General features: G+C 35.3%; 21 protein-coding genes and 1 riboswitch. Of the genes, 17 read left to right on the top strand and 4 right to left on the bottom strand.

The genetic code is table 11. From position 1 onward, the window contains the following. Window positions 1-20: 20 nt before the first annotated feature. Window positions 21-941 (top strand): 3-hydroxyacyl-CoA dehydrogenase family protein, encoded by a 921-nt coding sequence (locus ACM5BR_RS04745; protein ID WP_416826333.1) that lies wholly within the window; start codon window positions 21-23, stop codon window positions 939-941. A 146-nt stretch (window positions 942-1087) separates the two neighbouring features. On the opposite strand, the gene ACM5BR_RS04740 is transcribed toward ACM5BR_RS04745, so the two are convergent. After that, a complete protein-coding gene (locus tag ACM5BR_RS04740; RefSeq protein WP_416826331.1) occupies window positions 1088-1282 on the bottom strand; it encodes an IDEAL domain-containing protein in 195 nt (64 codons plus the stop codon). Between the two features lie 160 nt (window positions 1283-1442). On the opposite strand from ACM5BR_RS04740, the gene ACM5BR_RS04735 reads away from it, so the two are divergent. From ACM5BR_RS04735 to ACM5BR_RS04720, 4 genes are all read left to right on the top strand, one after another. Continuing rightward, entirely contained in the window at window positions 1443-1748 is a 306-nt protein-coding gene (locus ACM5BR_RS04735) for a cysteine-rich CWC family protein (protein ID WP_416826329.1), read from the top strand. An 84-nt stretch (window positions 1749-1832) separates the two neighbouring features. Continuing rightward, window positions 1833-2588, top strand: coding sequence for an exodeoxyribonuclease III (locus ACM5BR_RS04730; RefSeq protein WP_416826327.1), 756 nt, complete (start codon window positions 1833-1835; stop codon window positions 2586-2588). Window positions 2589-2724: 136 nt separating this feature from the next. Then, window positions 2725-4080, top strand: a complete 1356-nt coding sequence (locus tag ACM5BR_RS04725) for an aminotransferase class III-fold pyridoxal phosphate-dependent enzyme (protein ID WP_416826325.1) — start codon at window positions 2725-2727, stop codon at window positions 4078-4080. A 197-nt stretch (window positions 4081-4277) separates the two neighbouring features. Further along, entirely contained in the window at window positions 4278-5351 is a 1074-nt protein-coding gene (locus ACM5BR_RS04720) for an LLM class flavin-dependent oxidoreductase (protein WP_416826323.1), read from the top strand. Between the two features lie 120 nt (window positions 5352-5471). Here ACM5BR_RS04720 and ACM5BR_RS04715 read toward each other — a convergent pair whose 3' ends face one another. Beyond that, window positions 5472-6083: a YkoP family protein gene (locus ACM5BR_RS04715; protein ID WP_416826321.1), complete on the bottom strand. Its 612-nt coding sequence runs from the start codon at window positions 6081-6083 to the stop codon at window positions 5472-5474. Window positions 6084-6350: 267 nt separating this feature from the next. Then, the gene (locus tag ACM5BR_RS04710; RefSeq protein ID WP_416826319.1) at window positions 6351-7151 is read right to left on the bottom strand and encodes a HoxN/HupN/NixA family nickel/cobalt transporter; all 801 of its coding nucleotides are present in this window, start codon (window positions 7149-7151) and stop codon (window positions 6351-6353) included. Window positions 7152-7301: 150 nt separating this feature from the next. After that, window positions 7302-7486: riboswitch (cobalamin riboswitch) on the bottom strand. Window positions 7487-7715: 229 nt separating this feature from the next. Here ACM5BR_RS04710 and ACM5BR_RS04705 point away from each other — a divergent pair. From ACM5BR_RS04705 to ACM5BR_RS04665, 9 genes are all read left to right on the top strand, one after another. Beyond that, complete coding sequence (locus ACM5BR_RS04705; protein ID WP_416826317.1) at window positions 7716-8309, top strand: class I SAM-dependent methyltransferase; 594 nt, start codon at window positions 7716-7718, stop codon at window positions 8307-8309. 252 nt (window positions 8310-8561) lie between these two features. Next, window positions 8562-8792, top strand: coding sequence for a hypothetical protein (locus ACM5BR_RS04700; RefSeq protein WP_416826315.1), 231 nt, complete (start codon window positions 8562-8564; stop codon window positions 8790-8792). Between the two features lie 505 nt (window positions 8793-9297). Beyond that, the gene (locus ACM5BR_RS04695; RefSeq protein ID WP_416826313.1) at window positions 9298-10260 is read left to right on the top strand and encodes an aromatic acid exporter family protein; all 963 of its coding nucleotides are present in this window, start codon (window positions 9298-9300) and stop codon (window positions 10258-10260) included. A 66-nt stretch (window positions 10261-10326) separates the two neighbouring features. Next, window positions 10327-11148 (top strand): nucleotidyltransferase domain-containing protein, encoded by an 822-nt coding sequence (locus tag ACM5BR_RS04690; RefSeq protein WP_416826311.1) that lies wholly within the window; start codon window positions 10327-10329, stop codon window positions 11146-11148. Window positions 11149-11382: 234 nt separating this feature from the next. Beyond that, complete coding sequence (locus ACM5BR_RS04685) at window positions 11383-12960, top strand: spore germination protein (protein WP_416826309.1); 1578 nt, start codon at window positions 11383-11385, stop codon at window positions 12958-12960. Beyond that, window positions 12957-14177 carry a Ger(x)C family spore germination protein gene (locus tag ACM5BR_RS04680; protein WP_416826307.1) on the top strand — a complete coding sequence of 407 codons (1221 nt, stop codon included), beginning with the start codon at window positions 12957-12959 and terminating at the stop codon, window positions 14175-14177. Before ACM5BR_RS04685 ends, ACM5BR_RS04680 begins: the two co-directional genes overlap by 4 nt. 17 nt (window positions 14178-14194) lie before the next feature. Beyond that, on the top strand, window positions 14195-15328 hold the full coding sequence (locus tag ACM5BR_RS04675; protein WP_416826305.1) for a GerAB/ArcD/ProY family transporter: 1134 nt from the start codon (window positions 14195-14197) through the stop codon (window positions 15326-15328). A gap of 16 nt (window positions 15329-15344) precedes the next feature. Continuing rightward, complete coding sequence (locus tag ACM5BR_RS04670; RefSeq protein ID WP_416826303.1) at window positions 15345-15572, top strand: YczF family membrane protein; 228 nt, start codon at window positions 15345-15347, stop codon at window positions 15570-15572. A gap of 24 nt (window positions 15573-15596) precedes the next feature. Then, a complete protein-coding gene (locus ACM5BR_RS04665; RefSeq protein ID WP_416826301.1) occupies window positions 15597-16715 on the top strand; it encodes a GerAB/ArcD/ProY family transporter in 1119 nt (372 codons plus the stop codon). 17 nt (window positions 16716-16732) lie between these two features. On the opposite strand, the gene ACM5BR_RS18645 is transcribed toward ACM5BR_RS04665, so the two are convergent. Next, a complete protein-coding gene (locus tag ACM5BR_RS18645; protein ID WP_465245456.1) occupies window positions 16733-16957 on the bottom strand; it encodes a hypothetical protein in 225 nt (74 codons plus the stop codon). A gap of 446 nt (window positions 16958-17403) precedes the next feature. Between ACM5BR_RS18645 and ACM5BR_RS04660 the strand changes: the two genes are divergently transcribed. The 3 genes from ACM5BR_RS04660 to ACM5BR_RS04650 are packed head-to-tail and all read left to right on the top strand — an operon-like array spanning window position 17404 to window position 20678. After that, window positions 17404-18546 carry an acyl-CoA dehydrogenase family protein gene (locus ACM5BR_RS04660; RefSeq protein WP_416826299.1) on the top strand — a complete coding sequence of 381 codons (1143 nt, stop codon included), beginning with the start codon at window positions 17404-17406 and terminating at the stop codon, window positions 18544-18546. 17 nt (window positions 18547-18563) lie between these two features. Further along, complete coding sequence (locus tag ACM5BR_RS04655) at window positions 18564-19145, top strand: TetR/AcrR family transcriptional regulator (protein ID WP_416826297.1); 582 nt, start codon at window positions 18564-18566, stop codon at window positions 19143-19145. A 27-nt stretch (window positions 19146-19172) separates the two neighbouring features. Further along, window positions 19173-20678, top strand: coding sequence for a class I adenylate-forming enzyme family protein (locus ACM5BR_RS04650; protein ID WP_416827837.1), 1506 nt, complete (start codon window positions 19173-19175; stop codon window positions 20676-20678). Window positions 20679-20720 lie beyond the last annotated feature (42 nt).

Raw genomic sequence — 20720 nt, 5'->3', positions numbered from 1 at the left:
TATAAAAGGAGCGATCACTTATGGAAAAACGGATCACTGTCATCGGTGCAGGAATTATGGGACATGGTATTGCACAAGCATGTGCCCTTGCTGGAAATACGGTTCAATTATATGATTTAAAAGAGGAGTTTTTGGAAAAAGCTACTATATCAATTCAGAATAACTTAGATAGTTACGTTGAACAAGAAATGATTACTGCTGAAGAAAAAGTGGAAACATTAAAACGTATTCTTACAAGTGTCGATCTGCAGGAGAGTGTGAAGGAGGCACAGTTCATTATTGAAGCAATTCCTGAAGTGATTGAGTTAAAATGGAATTTATTTAAAGAATTAGAATCAATGGTTAATGAAAATGTCATTATCGCTTCTAATACGTCTACTTTACCATTATCAAAACTAATTACATACGTAAGCACCCCGCAGCGCTTTATTATTACTCACTTTTTTAATCCAGCGCATTTAGTACCACTCGTTGAAATTGTAAAACATGAAACAACAGCACAACATGTGATCGATATGACAATGCAATTGATTGTGAGTATCGGCAAAACACCTGTATTACTGAAAAAGGAAACACCTGGATTTATAGCGAATCGTTTGCAAGCAGCTCTTCTACGTGAAGCGCTACATCTATTACAAAATGGGGTAGCTGATGCAAAAGAGATCGATACGGTAATAAAAAGCGGTCCTGGATTTCGATGGGCTTTTATTGGTCCATTGGAAACGGCCGATTATGGTGGGCTTGATACATGGAAACGAGTACTCGATAATCTCTCTCCAGAGTTAGCAAATGATGTCCCAGAACTTATTCGACTTCTAGTTGAACAAAATCATCTTGGCGTAAAAACAGAAAGCGGAATATATGATTATAGTAATGTTTCTGTAGAATCTAGATTAAAAAGAAGGAATGAAAATTTTATTCAACTATTAAAAATAAAGTGAAACTTCCATCAGTGGGGGTCTTACTGCCCGTTAAAGCGGGATAAAACAAGATTAGTCAAAGTGAATGATTAGCGACTAAACAAAAAAAGCCCTTATCTATAAAAGAAGGGGCTTCTTTACTATATAAACTACTATCCAAAATTTAATTATGAAATACGTTTTAACTCCTCAGTTAATCGTAAAAATTCTTCTTTATTTTTAGTTAGTAATGATTGGTCGATTTCCTTTAGAAGCTTTGCTTTTCTAGCATCATGTAGAACCTTATCAAACACCATTTCAGCAAATTGAGCATCTGTAACATTTTCATCAAATTGAGGTTGATTAAGAAAATACTTATTCATAGGAAATCAACTCCTTTACTTTTTTCTAGTATACTCTTTGTTTTCCGATAATTCAAATAGTAATATATGAACAATAGCCAAAATATAGCGGTAAAATTTTACAGATCCTTAATTTCAAAGTCATAATAAGAAAACTAGATGATAGATTGACAACTGTATTGTGTTAGAATTACAAATATATAGAGATTTCCTAGCATTAGAGCAGGAATCTATTCGTGTATGTAAAGCAAAAAAAGTGAGGTGTAGTTACATTTTGAAAAAGGAATCTACTCATGCAAATTGCTGTCCTCTCTGTGGTAAGGATAATAATTGTGGGAATATTTCCGGAAAACCCCATGGAACTTGCTGGTGTAATGATGAATCCTTTCCAAAAGAAATATTTGAAATGGTTCCACCAGAGCAGTTAAGAAAAGCCTGCATATGTAAAGAATGTCTTACTAAATTCAAATTACATCAAGAGATTTAATCAAGCATTTTACAATCCTTCCTAAAAGACTTGCACTTACATAGCAAAATAAGCAAACGAAGCAACGAGGAGACGTAGCCTACTATGAAATTGATTTCCTGGAATGTAAATGGTATTCGAGCGTGTGTTCGAAAGGGATTTTTAGACTATTTTAATGAAATGGATGCAGATATTTTTTGTATTCAAGAAACAAAATTACAGAAGGGACAGATAGAATTAGATTTAGAGAATTACTATCAATATTGGAATTATGCTATCAAAAAAGGATATTCCGGTACGGCAGTATTTTCTAAACATAATCCTTTGTCCGTAAAGTATGGCGTAGGATTGGAAGAAGAGGAACCAGAGGGAAGAATCATTACCTTGGAATTCACAAACTTTTACTTAGTGAATGTATATACTCCTAATTCGCAAAGAGATTTAGCTCGGCTAGATGTAAGATTAGATTGGGAAGATAAAATACGAAATTATCTACTAGAATTGGATCAACAAAAACCAGTGATTTTATGTGGTGATTTAAACGTTGCCCATCAAGAAATCGATTTGAAAAATCCGAAACCGAATATAGGAAACTCTGGTTTTACAGATGAAGAAAGAGGGAAAATGAGTACTTTATTAGCATCTGGTTTCATTGACACATTTCGCTTTCTTTATCCTGATAAGAAAGATTCCTATACGTGGTGGTCCTATATGAATAAAGTAAGAGAACGAAATATTGGATGGCGTATTGATTATTTTCTCACTTCAGAACGGATAAAAGACGTAATAAAAGATGTTCATATACATTCAAACATAATGGGAAGCGACCATTGTCCAATCGTCTTAGAAATAAATGTATAACATAAAAAATTACATTATACAAAGAAGAACAACTGTTTTTAATACAGTTGTTTTTTCGTTTTCTCGCCTAAAGTTAGAAAACAAGGTATAATTCAATTATCTAATAATTCAGAAATTATATAGAGAGGGTGATGAAATGAAATCAATCGACGATGCACAAATTAAAAGTGATGATAAGCGATATATCCTACACTCCTGGTCTAAACAAAAAAATGTAAATCCTAAAATTATAAAAAGAGCAGAAGGTATATTCTTTTGGGATGAAACGGGTAAAAAATATTATGATATGTGTTCACAGCTTGTATATTTAAATGTTGGTCATCAGCATCCAAAATTACTGGAAGAATTTAAGCTTATAGGTGAAATTCCTATTGCAGCACCAGCTTTTGCTACTGCATCCAAAACAGAGCTAGCTCGAAAAATAATTGAAGTCTCACCAGACAATATGGCAAAAGTATTCTTCACTAACGGCGGAGCAGAATCTAATGATCATGCCGTAAAAATTGCGCGGATGGCAACAGGACGATATAAAATTTTCTCCCGTTACCGTTCTTACCACGGTGCAACATTTGGTGCAGGAAATTTAACCGGGGAAGCGCGCCGCTTTACAGTAGAGCCCGGATTACCTGGATTTATCAAATTCGACACGCCATATTTATACCGAGAAGTAATTGATTTTGCAAGTGAAGGGGAAGCAACAAAGTTTTATTTAAATCGATTACATAACCAAATTCAATATGAAGGTCCTGAATCCATTGCTGCCATTTTTATCGAGCCTATTCCTGGTAGTAATGGCGTTCTCATACCGCCTAAAGGCTATTTAGAAGGGGTACGAGAACTTTGCGATCGTTACGGAATTCTAATGATTTGTGATGAAGTGATGACAGGGTTTGGACGAACAGGGAAAATGTTTGCTGTACAGCACTATGATTTCAAGCCAGATATTATGACGTTCGCAAAAGGGGTAACGTGTGGATATAGTCCGCTTGGAGGAGTCATTGTAAGTGAAAAAGTAGCTAGTTATTTCGATGATCATGTATTAATGACTGGACTCACCTATAGTGGTCATACGGTTTCTACACAAATCGGCTGCGCTACACTTGATATTTATAAAGACGAAAAACTTATTGAAAATGCTGCAAAGCTAGGGGATGTGCTTGCAAAGCGATTAGAGGAACTGCTGCAAATGGATTCTGTAGGAGAGGTTCGCTCTATCGGTTTATTTGCAGCGGTTGAGCTAGTAAAAGACAAAGCAACGAAAGAGCCAATCATTTCTTATGGAATGGACTATGGAAAAGATCAAGTCGGATATATGAACAAATTCGTAAGTTTACTATCTGAAAATGGTTTTTACACCTATTCTCATGAATCTAGCGTGATCATTGCACCGCCGCTTATAATAACCGAACAACAACTACATGAAGCTATGGATATTTTTGAAAACGTATTGAGTAACTTTGAAAAGAAACATCTCTTTACTGTTAACAATTAACGATACACACTTCGATAATTAGGCGAAAAAATGAAATAGCAAAGAAAGGCTTATGTTTATACAGTGAACATAAGCCTTTTTCATGAAAGAAAAGAATTGCTTTGTCTAACTTTAAATAGTATAGTGGATTATAAATAGTAATTAAATAATATCCCTATGAGCTTGTTATTTTATCTATCAGTTAAAGGAAGGTAAAAATGAAAGCAAACGAAAGTAAGATTAACACTTCAAAAAAAGCAATGGAGATTGGTATATATACATTTGGAGATGTCATTAAAAATAAACAAACAGGGGAAAGAAGGAATTCTCATCAACGAATTAAAGAGATAATAGAAGCTGCTAAACTAGCAGATGAGGCGGGATTAGATATCTTTGGGATTGGTGAGCACCACAGTAATGACTTTGCAGTGAGTGCACCTGCGATTGTCTTAGCTGCTATTGCACAGCAAACAAAACAGATTCGACTAACAACTGCCACAACAGTTCTTAGTACTAATGATCCAGTGCGAATTTACGAGGATTTTGCAACACTTGATCTCATTTCAGATGGACGTGCAGAAATTTTAGCTGGTCGCGGTGCATTTATTGAATCGTTTCCACTCTTTGGATATGACTTAAATGATTATAACGAGCTGTTTGCAGAGAAAATTGAATTATTACTTAAGCTTAATGAAAATAAGCCTATTACCTGGCACGGAAAATTTCGTTCATCTCTAGATAGAGTGGAACTCACACCACATCCAATGCAAGATAAACTGCCAATCTGGATTGGAGTTGGAGGAACACCCGAAAGTGCGAGAAGAGCAGGGCAGTTTGGAACGGGAATGGCGTTAGCAATTCTGAGCGGGAATGGGGATCGTTTCAAACCATTAGTGGATGTCTACAGAAAAGCAGGAACGCTAGCTGGTCATGATTTAGAGCAGCTTAAAGTCGGAGTAACAACGCACGCATACATTGCAACAACTTCACAGCAAGCGAAAGAAGAATTTTATCCTTCATACGCTAACTACTTTGGTTACTTAATGAAACTCATGCATGGAATCGAATCAAATATAACTCGTAACGACTTCGAAGAGCTCTCCAGGCAACTATGTATAGGCAGTCCACAACAAATCATTGAGAAAATACTGTATCAATACGAATTATTTGGACATCAACGCTTTATCGCACAGATGGACATCGGTAATATGCCATACCGGCAAGTCGTAAAGGCAATTGAATTACTTGCAACAGAAGTGGCACCTGTAATACGCCGAGAAACAAGCAAGTAAACACAAAAATAGGATAGGTATATTGAGGCAGATACAATCGAAACTATTTTCATTTGTATCTGCCTTTTCACATTTCCTCAATTCCAAAAGACTTGAGAGAACCTTATATTTACTTACTATTTAAGGAACATTCAAAGTGTGATATCTTCGCATAAATTCCTTTGTTGAAATAGCAATCATCTTTGGGACAAGAAGTTCCCCTTTCGTTTGTAACCTTTGTTTTCCTTGAGGATGTACAACTAGCAATAATAGGCGCAAATAGATCTTGGTTAGGAAAAAGAATAACCCTTTTGGTAAGTCAATAACGGTAAACCCGAATTGTTTTGTTCCGCGATGGATGATAGAAACCCCATATAAACCTTTAATCTTTTCATTTTCTGGATGGTTAAGGATTAATTGTAGAGCCTTCGGTAATAATTGTTCAGTTGACCGAATCATTTGGAGGGCTAACTGAATAGGAGAACGAGAATGTATACCCATTTTAAAAAGCATTTCATTATTAAAGTGAAGTTCCAGCACCCGATCTCCTCTTTGAATTTTCTCCCCATCCAACAACTGAATTGTTTTACCACAATAAGTACATACTCTTGCTTTAAAGAATGGATGACTCTTATCAATAGGCTGAATATGAAATAACCTATTTAATAGGCTTTCCCATTTGATCCATAAAGAAATTATTACTAACTTTTTCTTACTAACTTCTGATTGTGATACATGTTGACCTAATTTCAAAAGTATACCTCTTGTAAGAAACCATTTCTTAATACTCTTAGATGTAATCGTTTTATCCTCCAATATTTTAGTTTATATTAAGCTATTTATAGAATATCCCTTACGTTTATCCTTCTATACCATTGTCCCTATTTAAACATTATCAAGTATGATCAAACCTCTAAAACAAAATAATTCAAAGACAATGCAAAAATCACGAAAAGATTATCGTGATTTTGCATTGTTTAGAGTTAACCTATATATTGAAATATAATTTGTTGATATTTATCAATTGCTAGACTGACTAATCGTTGACTTAGACTTTGCTCGTAGACTTACTATAGTAAAGCAAAGGACTAACAATAAAAAGCTGGTAATTCCTACAATTTCGAAATCTAAATTAACAACTGGATAGAAGTATGTAAAGGCTTCATAAAAGGAAACCCCATATGCTAATATCACAATAATCCAGCCAATCACTCTGGAGGCGGATTGTCCGATCTTTCCTGATTGACTAATGATTCGATAAGTAATAAAAGAATCGATCGTATCTGTCAACATCATCCCAAACATAAAGACTATTCCTACGATTACAGACATATATCCTCCAGCACCGCCAGCTACAAGGGCCCATGCTGATGTTTGACTAACCGTATCAGCAGCCAGAGCAAACATACCGCCAATTAAAATGATAAAGAATGGATTGGTTGTCCCCTTAATAAACCGAGGAAGAAACTTTCCTTTAATTCCACTAAGCTGAAACTCTTTTTGAGTAGATTTCGTACGAAGAAGATTATAGATATTTAGTGTACCAATAATAAATAAAGAAGTAATTGCTACCCATGTTGATAGGGTATCAAAATAATCGGGAAATTTAAAATTCTTCATAAAGAGCCCAATAATGATCGATATGCTTGCTACAACCAATCCGTGTCCAAATGAAAATAGTGTACCAATCCAACGAGCAATTCGACTTCCCATTCGCCAATTGTAGCGGGTTTGTCCATCTATAAAAGCAAGATGATCTGCATCTAGCCCGTGACGAATACCTAATATGAATACAAAAACAATAAGAGATACATTTTCCATTAGCAATTTCCTCCTAATCCTTTTCTAATTCATACAAAAAAGCCCCAACCTTATAACGATTGGGACCATAGGCACGTGTTCATATACGACAATATGTAGAACCGTATTGACGCATCATTTTCGTTCACCTATCCTTTCCGCGAAGGTATGTTTTGGTGTGCAATCTAGGTAGGTCTTCTGACTTCCGGAATATCGTGCTCATTCACCTTCCCCGAATACTCGAGTGGCATAATAGAATGAGAACTAACCGGTTACAGCGGCGGGACCGTTCGGGACTTTCACCCGATTCCCTGTTACCCCTTTAAAAAAAGGGCACCTAGTTGACATGAGTATATAATATTTTGAAAAGTAACATTATGAGTAAGAATAAATTACATTCTACTGAATTGTCAATAGATATATAGATTTATTACTATAAAATGTAAAATTTATATTCTAATTCAATACTTGTAAAAATACTGATGCTATAATAGGTTACGAATAGTATTACATAAAAATATCACTACAAAAAAGCAGCTCTTAGTATTACGATAGTAAATTTTATATTAGAAGGAGTGCATGGAAATGTCCTTATTTTCCAAAATATATGATCCAGCAATAAAACCCTTAGAAAATAGAGGGCTGCAGCGTTTTCGTAAAGATTTAATTGGAAAAGCTACAAAACATGTATTAGAGATTGGGTGTGGTACAGGTCTAAATTTTCCATTTTACACTCCTGCTGCTCTAGTAACTGCAGTTGACCCTAATACTAAGATGCTACAAAAAGCAAAACAACGAGCGCAGCTTGCAGATGCAAACATTTCGGTAATAGAAGGGACTGTAGAGTACTTACCGTTTCCCGACAATACGTTTGACTCAGTCGTTTGCACACTTGTCCTATGTTCGGTTCCAAACGTAAACCAGGCAATTACTGAGCTAAGACGTATATGTAAACCAAATGGTACCATGTTGTTTTTAGAGCACATCCGCGTGCAGCAACCAATTATCGGGAAAATTCAGGACTTGCTAACACCAGCTTCCAAAAGATTTTGTGGTGGGTGTTGCTTAAATCGAAACACACATCTGGATATTCAAAAGGCTGAGATTATAACGGAGTCTATTCAATTTCACTACGGAAACGCTATGTTTATTTTAGAGGGGAAAAATAAGAAGGATTAGCCATCGATATCGCGACTCACATCAATTTAACAATAACATAGTTATGTAAACTAATAAATTGGTAAAATGGATGTAATAAAATACATATGTATCCCGAAATTGTTTCTTACGTTTAATTTGAATCGCTTTTCTAAATAATACCTGCACCTTAACAATTTATCGAAGGAATTAGGCGTAATTTTTCGGGTAGGACAGGCTCGTAGCTTAACCCCTTTATATATACTATAGTGAAACGAAATAAGGGGTGTTAATATGTTTTATCATAATCCTTTTTATTCACCATTTATGCCATATCCACCACAGCAAATTTGCTGTACAACGATCTTTCCGACTTGTCACCATCCTACTTATGTTCAACCAACTTATGTCCAACCCGCTTATGTAAAGCCAACCTATGTTCAACCAGCTCTAAGCAATCTTCCGAATTTGCCGAATCAACCAAATGTGCCGAACCAACCTAATTTATATGGGCGTGGATTTTAATTTAAGTTCCCGAAAAATAGAAGGCTTATTAAACCTTCTATTTTTTTATATATCTGTGAATGATCTATAATGTAAGGTGAATTACCATCTTTAGAAGCTTTTTCATATATTCTTCATTTTTTCTAATAAAGACTTGTAAATATTTTGATAGTATTGTAATGAAGATTACTTTTTATGTTAAGTGGTAGTAGAACTTCTTTGCTAGTTTAAAGTAAATTGTATACAGATTGGATATTCTTTTGTTATTCTATTACAAACAAAAGAAACACAGTACTTGATTCTTTTCGATTTCTGGCTATCTTAGACATAGTATGAATTTGAGCTAACTTGAATGGAAATATTTAAATGTGGGACGGAAGATTGTTTTGACTTTCGCTTTGTTACGTCATAATAATTTGTAATTTCCACTAGTACGTCTATACATAAAAAAGAAGGTTTAAAAGTTTGTTTATAATTATTCTGATTAGAAAAGAGAAAATCAACTGCAAATCAAAGGAGAGCTTTCATGAAAATAGGTATACGAACAGTAAAGACCGCAGTTGGAGCAGGAATTTCTATTTGGATTGCCATGCTACTGCACTTGAATTTTTATGTATCAGCAGGAATATTAACGATATTATGTATTGAACGTACAAGAATGCGTTCTATTCAAGCTACCGTTAAACGTCTAGTTGCATGTATCTTAGGATTAGCAGTTGGAGCAATATGTTTTACCATACTTGGCTATCACGCTGTCGCTTTTACAGTATACTTACTAATTGTAATCCCATTGTTGAATCGATTGAAAATGCAAGAAGCACTTATCTTTAGTTCTGTAATTGCGCTGCACCTTTTCATTTTAAAATCAGTAACAGTGGCCATTCTTTGGAATGAGTTTCAAGTTATCTTTATAGGTATTGGCGTTGCGTTAATCATTAATAGCTATATTCCAGATTTAAAGCCAGCGGTACTAAAATACCGAGACCAAGTCGAGGAATATATAAAGAAAATCCTATTTGAATATGCATCCTATTTAGATAAAGGGGATCAAGGCTGGTTAGGAACAGAGCTGCTACAATTGGATGAATCTCTGAATCAAGCAAGAATGACGGCACGAGCGGATATTGAAAATCAATTAGGGAAAAAAGAAGAAGATTATTATTTCTATTTTGAAATGCGACAACAACAATATGAAATTATTAAACGAATACTCCCAATTATTTCAACACTATCTGAAGACGTACCGCAACGACATATGTTTGCCTCATTTCTGTATTATCTAAGCGAAAACGTCTCATCATATAACAAAACCGAAGAATCATTAGAGCAGTTGCATGAACTACACGAAAACATGAAAAAACTAGACTTACCGACAACAAGAATAGAATTCGAAACGAGAGCTAATTTATATCATCTTATGAATGAGATGGAATTGTATTTAACAACGAAGAGTAAATATTATCAGCAAAAGATAAAAAATATAGGATAAACAAAAAAGCTAGGTAGATTCACTCAGTGTAGAATACATTGAATATATAAAGAGGGTGTCAGAGAAATGTTTGAAGAGCATGCAATATTAAACGCTATAGTAAACGAGTTTTCACAATTACAAGAAGTGGAAGCTATACTACTTTCGGGTTCTCATACAACTAACACGCAAGATGAAAACTCTGATTATGATTTATATATTTATGCAAACAAAGAAGTTCCTATCATAAAAAGAGAAGAAATCACAAGAAAATTTTGTGACTATATGGAAATGAATAATCAATTTTGGGAGACAGAAGATGATGGAGTCATAAGAGAAGGTAATATCCCAATTGAGATTATATACCGAGATTTTAATTGGATTGATACACAACTTGAAAGAACAGTATTGCAATGCCAAGCAGATGTTGGATATACAACTTGTTTTTGGAGTAATTTCATAACATCCGTTATATTGTACGATAAACATGAAAAAGCTAGAAAACTTCAACAAAAATACAATATAAAATACCCTGAAAAATTAAAGTTAAATATTATAAAAAAAAATTATCCGTTATTAAGAGAACAGATGCCTGCTTATTATTTTCAAATAAAAAAAGCACTGAAAAGAAACGATTATGTAAGTGTTAACCATAGAGTAGCAGCTTTGTTAGCAAGCTATTTTGATATTTTATTTGCAATAAATGAAATGCCGCATCCTGGAGAAAAACAAGTAGTAAAAAAATTAAAAGAAAAGGCAACTAAACTTCCTTTCAATATGGAAGAAAATATAAATAATTTACTGAACAGTGCTTCTAATTTTGATGAAAGTATCTTAGTCGAAATAAATAAGCTGGTTGATCATTTAGACAAGCTTATAAGCAAGGAAAGTCTAAACCTAAATGACTAAATAGTAGAAAAAACAGGGGTTACGCTCTACAGCGTGACCCCTGTTTTTTCATTTGACCACATACATAGCAAGAATAAGTAGAAATCTTATCATAAATATACAAACATCCCCATTACCGCTTTGTCTTGAGGAAGAAGACTTCTCTCGGAATTATGGTAAAACGATTGAACATGAATAGTTTCAATTACAACTGCAAATAATTGTTATGTATAAAAAACGAATGAGGGAATTCAAATGAAGAGTATGTGGAGGCGTTTATATAACGAACAGAATCGTAACAAACAGACTAAGACAGAAGAAAATAATAATTATTTTATTTCATCTAATTTAAGTACGAATGTGCAACAAATCAAAGAAGTACTAGGGAACAGTTCAGATATCGTTATCCGCGACTTTAATTTGGTTCATTCGCAAGTACAAGTCGTAGTAATCTACATGGAAAGTCTAGTTGACACTGACTTGGTTGGGGATTTTATCAATCGTTCTTTGATGCTTGAAGAGAAGCAGAAAACGATTTCGAAGGAAAATATTTTTGAGTTTATAAAAAATAACGCCTTAACAGTTCAAAAAGTAACAGTCATCTATGATTGGAACGAGTTAATATTATCACTTTTATCGGGTGACACGATTATTTTAATTGACGGCAGGATAGAAGCCATTAGTGGAGAGACAAAAGGGGGGGAAATGCGGGGAATTACCGAACCGACGACGCAGATTGTAATTCGCGGTCCAAAGGATTGTTTCAATGAATCTATTGGAACAAATATATCGCTTATTCGCCGTCGGATTGCCAGCTCAAATTTATGGGTTGAGACCATGAGAATAGGTCAAAAAACACAAACAAACGTTGCGATTATGTATATAAAAAAAACGGTTAATGATGAGATCGTACAAGAAGTCAAAAAGCGTTTACATAAGATTAAGACTGACAGGATTCTAGACTCAGGCTATATCGAGCACCTTGTTGAGGATCATACGTTCAGTCCTTTTCCGACCGTTTACAATACGGAAAGACCAGATAGTGCAGCCGGAAACTTGTTAGAAGGACGGGTCGCTATACTCGTTGATGGGTCCCCCTTTGTCCTAATTGTACCTACTTTATTTGTACAGTTTTTTCAATCTCCTGACGACTATATTCATCGCTACGACATTTCTAGCTTCTTACGGGTATTGCGATATGTAAGTTTTGTTATTTCATTAGTAGCTCCTTCTATTTATATAGCAGCCATTACATTTCATCAGGAGATGATTCCGACTACACTTTTAATTAGTCTAGCTTCCTCTAGAGAAGGGGTTCCGTTTCCTGCGTTTGTAGAGGCGTTGCTTATGGAGGCTACTTTTGAATTGCTACGCGAGGCGGGAATTCGTATGCCGCGGGCTATAGGACAAGCTGTATCAATCGTAGGAGCTCTTGTTTTGGGACAAGCGGCTGTCCAAGCAGGAATCGTATCACCTCAGATGGTAATCATTGTTGCTATTACCGGAATAGCCAGCTTTGCCACTCCTGCTTATGATATTGCAATTTCAGCACGTCTCATTCGTTTTCTTTTAATGACATTAGCTGCAACGTTCGGCTTTTACGGACTCGCATTGGGGATGATTATTATCATTGCTCATTTGAATAGTTTACAATCCTTTGGCATTCCTTACTTAACTCCCTTTTCTCCATTTGTACTATCTGATCAAAAGGATGCCATTTTTCGTATCCCCTTAAAATTTCTTTTGACGCGAAAACACTCGAATAATCAGAAAAACAAAGCTTTCGATAAGCGCAGAAACGAGATAAAAAGTAAGAAGGAGAATAAAGAATGAAAGATATTCGTTTCATCATCGTTCTCATGTTATGTAGCACGCTACTAACAGGCTGTTGGAATAGTAGAGAACTGTCCAAGTTGGCCATCGTTTCTGCAATTGGAGTTGATAAATCTGCTAATAACAATGAATATCGTGTCTCGTTTCAAGTTGTTAATCCGAGTGAAAATGCAGCAGGGACAACAGGAGGAGGAGGAGGAAAGGCTACGCCTGTACATGTTGTTACAGAAACAGGATCTACCCTTTTTGAAGCCATTCGTAAGGCGTCACGTAAAGTCCCACGACAATTGTTCTTTGCACACATTAGACTTGTTGTCATTGGGGAAGAGCTTGCAAAAGAGGGAATTAGCGAGTTATTCGATTTGTTTGAAAGATCACGTGAAGCCAGGTTAACGACAAGTATTCTCATCGCTAGGGGGACTTCCGCAGAATCCGTGATTAGTATGATCACACCATTAGAAAAAATTTCAGGATATAGTACTGCTGATAAATTAGAATCCACGCAAAAAATATTATCTGAAAATGTAAAAACGGAAATGGGAGATGTAATCAGTGCACTAGTTAGTACAGGAAGCCAACCAACCATTAGCGGCGTTAGCATAATAGGGAATCCTAACAAAGGAATAGACAAATCGAATGTTGAACGCACACAGTCAATAGCTTTGATTGAGATAAATGGAATTGCTTTATTTAAAGATGGAAAACTACAGAGATGGATGGACGATGAGGATGCACGTGGGGTTATTTTAGTGAAAAACAAGATGGATAGTACGATAGTTCGGTTAAATTGTAAGGAAAAACAAGGGGGCATAGCTATTGAAACTACGGGATCGAAAACAAGTGTGAAGGCTACGTTACGAGACAGTGAGCCGATTATCCACATCAATGTTCGAGAAGAAGGAGATGTGGCAGAAATGAAATGTGCGGCAGATTTAAGTAAACCTGATGAGATTTCAAGCTTAGAGAAGGAATGGGTGGAGGAAACTAAGAATGAAATTATTTCTGCAGTAAAGATTGCCCAAAAAGAGAAAAGCGATATCTTTGGCTTTGGAGAAGTGATAAATCGTGAAAACCCGAAGGAATGGGAGAACATGAAAAACAACTGGAACGGCAGGTTTTCCAGTATGCAAGTAGAAGTGGATGTAACAGCGTTTATCCGTAGACCAGGTATGAGAACGAAGCCTTATATACTAGAGGAACAACAGAAGAAAGAGTGAACAAGGGGATAACATCTATGGAAAAAACCAAGGTTACCAGTGAGCAATTGTTCGCAATGATGACTTTATTTGAACTTGGAAGCTCTCTTGTCGTTGGATTAGGGATGGAAGCTAAGAAAGATGCTTGGTTAGCCATCTTGCTCGGATGGGCAGGAGGTATGATGATATATTTCATTTACGGTTCCCTATTTCGTCACTATCCGGATCTTCCTTTAACAGGCTATTTACAAAAAATATTAGGAAAATATATAGGAACTATCTTGGGTTTAATCTATATCCTATATTTCATTTATATTTCTTCACGCGTATTACGAGATTTTGGCGAACTCTTATCAGGATCAGCATATGATCAAACCCCTTTGTTCGTAATTAATAGCTTGATGATTGTAACCATCATATACGTCCTACGTAAAGGAATGATTGTACTAGCTAGAACAGGATTGTTATTATTTACTCTATTTCTTATACTATGGATTTTAGGAAATGCACTCGTCTTCATATCCGGATTAGTAGATATGAAGAACCTGCTTCCGATTCTTGAAAAAGGATGGAAGCCCGTATTAAAAACAGCGTTTCCTCTTACCTATACTTTTCCTTTTGGAGAAATGATAATCTTTACAATGATTTTTCCTTATTTAACCAAACCACAACAAGCTATAAAAATTGGGTGGGCTGCGTTGACAGGAAGTGCCTTATTATTAATTTTGACATCCATTGTTAATATTGCGGCTTTAGGTGTGGATATTGCAAGCAGGGCTGCTTTTCCCTTACTTGCTACAATTGAAAAAGTTAATATCCTTAATTTTTTGCAACGATTGGATATTATTGTTATTTTAACCTTAATTATTGGTGGATTCTTTAAAATATCGCTTTTTTTTTATGCTGCGGTTATTGGAACCAGCAATCTGTTTAAGGTAAAGAGACATGAAACACTCATATTTCCTATTGGGATGATTATCCTATTTTCTTCCGTACAGATAGCAAGCAACTTCACAGAACATTTATTTGAGGGATTAAAGGTAGTACCCATCTATCTGCATCTACCCTTACAAACAGGAATTCCTTTGTTGCTTCTTATCATTGCATGGTTTAGAAAACGGTTAAACGCCGAGCATCCTAATAATGCTTCTAAAAATGATAACTCATTATGAAAAGGAGCTAGTGAATTTGAGAATATTTGGTATTTTTCTTTTTCTTTATCTTTTAAATATGAGCATGAATATGTTGCTGGATGTGCTAACCAGAATGCCCCTGAATCAATCCTTAGACAATCTTCTACATCCTTTTGGAGTAAAAGTCGGAACAGGAGTATTAACCCTATTAATTTTACTTGTCATTTGGGGTATGAATGAAGTTTCTTTTTATATTCAGGAAGAGATGAAAAAAAAGAAATGAAGTATAAAGAGAGGTGTAGTTATCATGGAGAACGTAAAGATTAATGGCACACAACTGTTTTGTTTAGTGGTACTGTTTGAATTAGGTACGGCTATTGTAGTTCCTTTAGGTTTGGTAGCCAAACAAGATGCATGGATTGCCGTTCTTCTTGGTTTGGCTGGTGGAATTGTTTTGTTCTTTTTTTATGGGCTTCTATCAAATCGATATATAGGTATGCCTTTAACAAGCTACACGAAACAAATTTTTGGGAAATATATAGGTTCTTTCATTAGCTTGTTCTATATTTTGTTCTTTATATATGGAGCGGCACGAGATTTGCGTGATGGAGGAGAATTTTTGCAAACCTCTATGTATGACCAAACCCCATTATTTATCCTGAACGTATTAATGTTAGCTGCTATTGCTTATGTTTTGTACAAAGGTTTAAACGTATTAGCAAGAACCGGCGAGATTTATCTTATATTGATGATTCTATTGGGTATAATAGGGCTTCTTCTGATATTATTTTCCGGCATTATTGATATAAAGAATTTACAGCCAATTCTTTCAAAAGGCTGGTTTCCGGTTTTGACTGCTGCATATCCGAGAATGTTTATGTTTCCGTTCGGTGAAACAATTTGTTTTACGATGATTCTTTCAAATCTCGACAAGCCTCAATTTGGAATGAAGATAGGGATATCTGCTATGGTATTTAGCGGTATGATTTTATCTCTAATTACGCTAGTAGAGATAACTGTTTTAGGAGTGGATATCGCCAATCGAACAACGTTCCCTTTATTAGCTACAATTAGTAAAGTAAATATCGCTAATTTTCTGCAACGGCTAGATTTTATCGTAGTCTTAGCTTTAATCATGGGGGATTTCTTCAAAGTAGCCATCTTTTTTTATGCTGCTGTTATTGGGGTAACAGATTTGTTCCATATTAAAAAACACAGGGATGTGGTTGTACCTATTGGAATGATAATTCTGTTCTCATCCATGATGATTGCAAATAATTTTTCACAACATCTTGCACAAGGTGAATTTGCACTAAAATCTATTTTTATCCTTTTTTCATTAGTACTTCCTTTCATTCTTTTAATGACTTCTATTATTCAAAAGCGAATAAGGTCTCGACATTCTTCCCCAGATCCTCCTGTATAAGAAGAATGGTAGTAGACTTAATTTGTTTTTCCTTTTGTCACTTTTCTAAAATAAGAAACAATAGGGGGTATAAATAAAATAAATAATAGCACAAACAGGATAATATATTCTGTTGAAGACATCAGTTCAAAATAACTTAATATATTTGTTAATTGGAATTTTTCAGATGTAAGCATATATATGGTTATATTGAAAGTTACGCTTAGTAAGAATAATAAGAGAAAGAGTAGAATAATTTTCAATTTAGAATCACCTTAATCTCAATGATACATTCAAATAATCATTTCATCTAAAACCGCTTTCCGATGCTTTATTAGCATCTATTTCAAACAAAGAATTTATACATTCATCATGAAACTAAAAATCAACGGTTCGTTCTCATTGAGAGAATGGATCGTATGTCTATACACCGCTTTTCACTTTCATTTCTCTATCTATTATCCGCTTTTCCTCTACTATCCTTTATAGATACTGCAATATTACCCTCTAAGATTCAAGAATAAGAATTCCCTATTCATATTTCAATCATCATAAATCACTATATAATCATAATTTTATTACATTAACTCCCGTTTAATTATTGAACGTCGTTTAAAAAATGGTTGACGAACAGCAAACCTCGTTTATAATTAAATTACCAGTTACTGTAATTTATATTAATATCTAGCATTTCTAAGGAGGTTTAAACTTGAGTACATCTATTTTAACGAATGAGCATGTGATGTTTCGAGAATCTTTACGTAAAATGCTTGAAAAGGAAGCGTATCCGTATTTTGAACAATGGGAAACGGATCGTGAAATCCCGCGAGAATTTTGGTTAAAAATGGGGGAGAATGGATTTCTTTGTCCATGGGTAGATGAAGAGTATGGCGGATTAGGATTAGATTTTTCTTATTCAAAGATATTAATTGAAGAATTAGAGCGAGTGGGTCAAGGACTTAGTAGTGGCATGTGTTTGCACTCTGATATTGTAACCCCTTACATAGCATCGTTAGGAACAGAAGAGCAGAAGCGTAAGTGGTTATCTGGTTGTATAAGTGGTGAGATTATATCTTCCATTGCTATGACAGAGCCAGGTGCAGGTTCAGACTTGGCCGGAGTCAAAACAACAGCTAAACGTGAGGGTGACTATTATGTTTTAAATGGTGAAAAAACATTTATCACCAACGCAATTGCTTCAGATATAGCTATTGTTGTTTGCAAAACGGATTCTCAAGCTTCACACCGAGGGATTAGTTTAATCGTTGTGGAAAAAGGGACAGAAGGATTCAAAAAAGGGAAAAAGCTTAACAAAATTGGCATGCATAGCGGCGATACAGGCGAGCTAATTTTTGAGGATGCGAAAGTTCCTGTCTCCAACTTGCTAGGAGAAGAAGGGAAAGGTTTCTATTATTTAATGGAACATCTGCAGCAAGAGCGTCTTGTCGTAGCGTTACAGTGTCAGGTTGAAGCAGAAGAGATGTTACGTTTGACAATAGATTATGTAAAAGAGAGACAGGCCTTTGGCAAGTCTATTAGTAAATTCCAGAATACACAATTTAAAATAGTGGAAATGGCAACGGAAATCGAGCTTGGTAGAACGTATATTAATGATATTACAGATCGTCATGTGAAAGGTGAAACATTAATTAAAGAAGTATCTATGGCAAAGTGGTGGATTAGTGAGATGGCCAAACGGGTTGCTTCTGAATGTCTTCAACTCCATGGAGGATACGGTTATATGGAAGAGTATGAGATTGCAAGACGTTATCGAGATATACCAGTTGCAAGCATTTATGCTGGTACAACCGAAATTATGAAGCAGATTATTGCAAAACAACTAGACTTATAAAGATAGGACAGGATTGCATGAAATTATCAAAAAAAAAGGTATTAAAGAAAAAAGAAGAAATTATTTTATCCGCAATAAAAATCGTAAATCACAAGGGCTACCAAGCCGCAACCATGGAAGAAATTGCAGCCGAACTCTTAATGACAAAGGGATCATTATATTACTATTTTAAAAACAAAGAGGATTTAATTTTCCAGTGTCATGAGATGGTTTTATCAAGAGCTATGGCCGAATTACAAGAACATCTAGAAGAACCAGTTTCTTATGAGGAACGATTAAGGAAGATGATTATAACACATATTCATTATGCGATCGAAGAACAAGAAACGTTTAATTTAATTATCAAACCAAATGAAACGTTTTCTGAGAAGCTAAACCCGATATTAGAGAAACGACATGCTTATGCAAGCTATTTTGATCAAGTTATTCTAGGTGGTATCGAGACAAATCAATTTACAATAACAGAGCCCAAAATCGTACGAATGATTTTACTAGGTGCAATGAACTGGATCCAACAATGGTACAGTCCAGAAGGAATGATGACGAAAGAAGAAATCCAGACGAGTTATGCGGACTATTTAGTAAAGTTAGTCAAATAAATACGATTCGTAAAGGGGTTGTACATGATGTTTATTTTTGAACAATTAGCAGAACATGCAAAATTACAACCTGAAAAAGTAATCACGTCCTATAAAGGCAGAGACACAACCTATTCAAATTTTTACAAACAGGCAAAAAATGTAGCTGGATATTTCCAAGCAAGAGGGTATAAAAAGGATGATATTATTGCGCTTTATTTACACAATTCGGATTATTTCCTAGTTTGTTATTATGCTTGTCAGATTGGCGGTTTTTCTGTATTACCCGTAAATACAAAACTAGCAGCGCCAGAAGCCGAGTATATTCTCAACTATTCGAAACCAAAAGCTATTATTTATGACATTCGCTTTCACGAATTCTTAGATCAACTGGATTCATCTCTTGATAAATTTGAAGATCGTCTAGTAGTTGGGGAAGAGGAATGGCTTTCGATTGTCATGTCTGACGATTCCATTTCATTTACACAGCCAGTGATCGATAAAGATGATACAGCGGTAATTTTTTATACATCCGGTACGACTGGAAAACCAAAGGGTGTCATGCTATCAGCTGGTAATGTTCGAGCTGCTGCACAAATTTGGTCTGAGGGGATGGAAATGACATCAGACGACCGAACACATATCGTTACCCCACTGTTCCACTGTGCAGCGATTCATTGTTTTACGGTTCCTACCATACTTAGAGGAGGTACTGTGGTCATTGAAGAAGCATTTTCTCCAGAACAAACATTAGATACGATGGAAAAACAAAACGTAACGATTTTCTTTGGGGTTCCTGCTATGTATAGTATTCTATTAAACACGCCAAAAATGAGAAAGATGGATTTATCGCATCTACGTCTGTTTGCATATGGTGCTGCGCCAATGCCATATGAGTTAGTAAAAAAAGTGAAATCCCTTTATCCTAACGTGAAAGTTCAAAATTTATATGGTCAAACGGAAAATTCGCCTGGTTCGACGATATTAAAAGACAAGTACGCCTTAGAAAAAATTGGTTCTGTCGGCGAGCCCCTCCCTCTTACACAAGTTCAAGTTGTTGATGAGTTTGGAGATGAGCTGCCAACTAGACAAGTAGGGGAAATCATTGTAAAAGGTCCACAAGTTATGAAAGGGTATCTAAGAAATGAAGAAGCAACCCGACATGCGATTAAAAACGGTTGGCTATATAGTGGTGATTTAGGCTTCTTTGATGAAGACGGGTTGTTATACATTGTAGATCGAAAAAAAGACATGATTATTCGCGGCGGTGAAAATGTGTATCCAGTGGAGGTAGAAGAAGTCTTATATGAGATTCCGGAAATACTAGAAGCCGCTGTAATTGGTATTCCTCATGAAGTATACGGTGAAGTGCCAAAAGCATTCATTGTGCTGAAGAATGGCCAGACATATACGGAGGAAGATGTGATTTCCTATTGTAAACAGAAACTAGCAAAATATAAATTGCCTGTAGAAATAGATTTTCTTGACTCTCTCCCTCGTAATGCGAGTGGAAAAGTATTAAAGCAAACGTTACGAAAAGAGAAGAGTGTTTAAGGAAAGCTTCTTGAATAATGATAGAAGGGCTTACATGACAAA

The sequence above is a fragment of the Ectobacillus polymachus genome, from assembly GCF_048159605.1.
GTDB lineage: Bacteria > Bacillota > Bacilli > Bacillales > Bacillaceae_G > Ectobacillus > Ectobacillus polymachus.
Note: the sequence above shows the minus strand (reverse complement) of the source record. Positions and strands in the feature narration are given on the sequence as shown.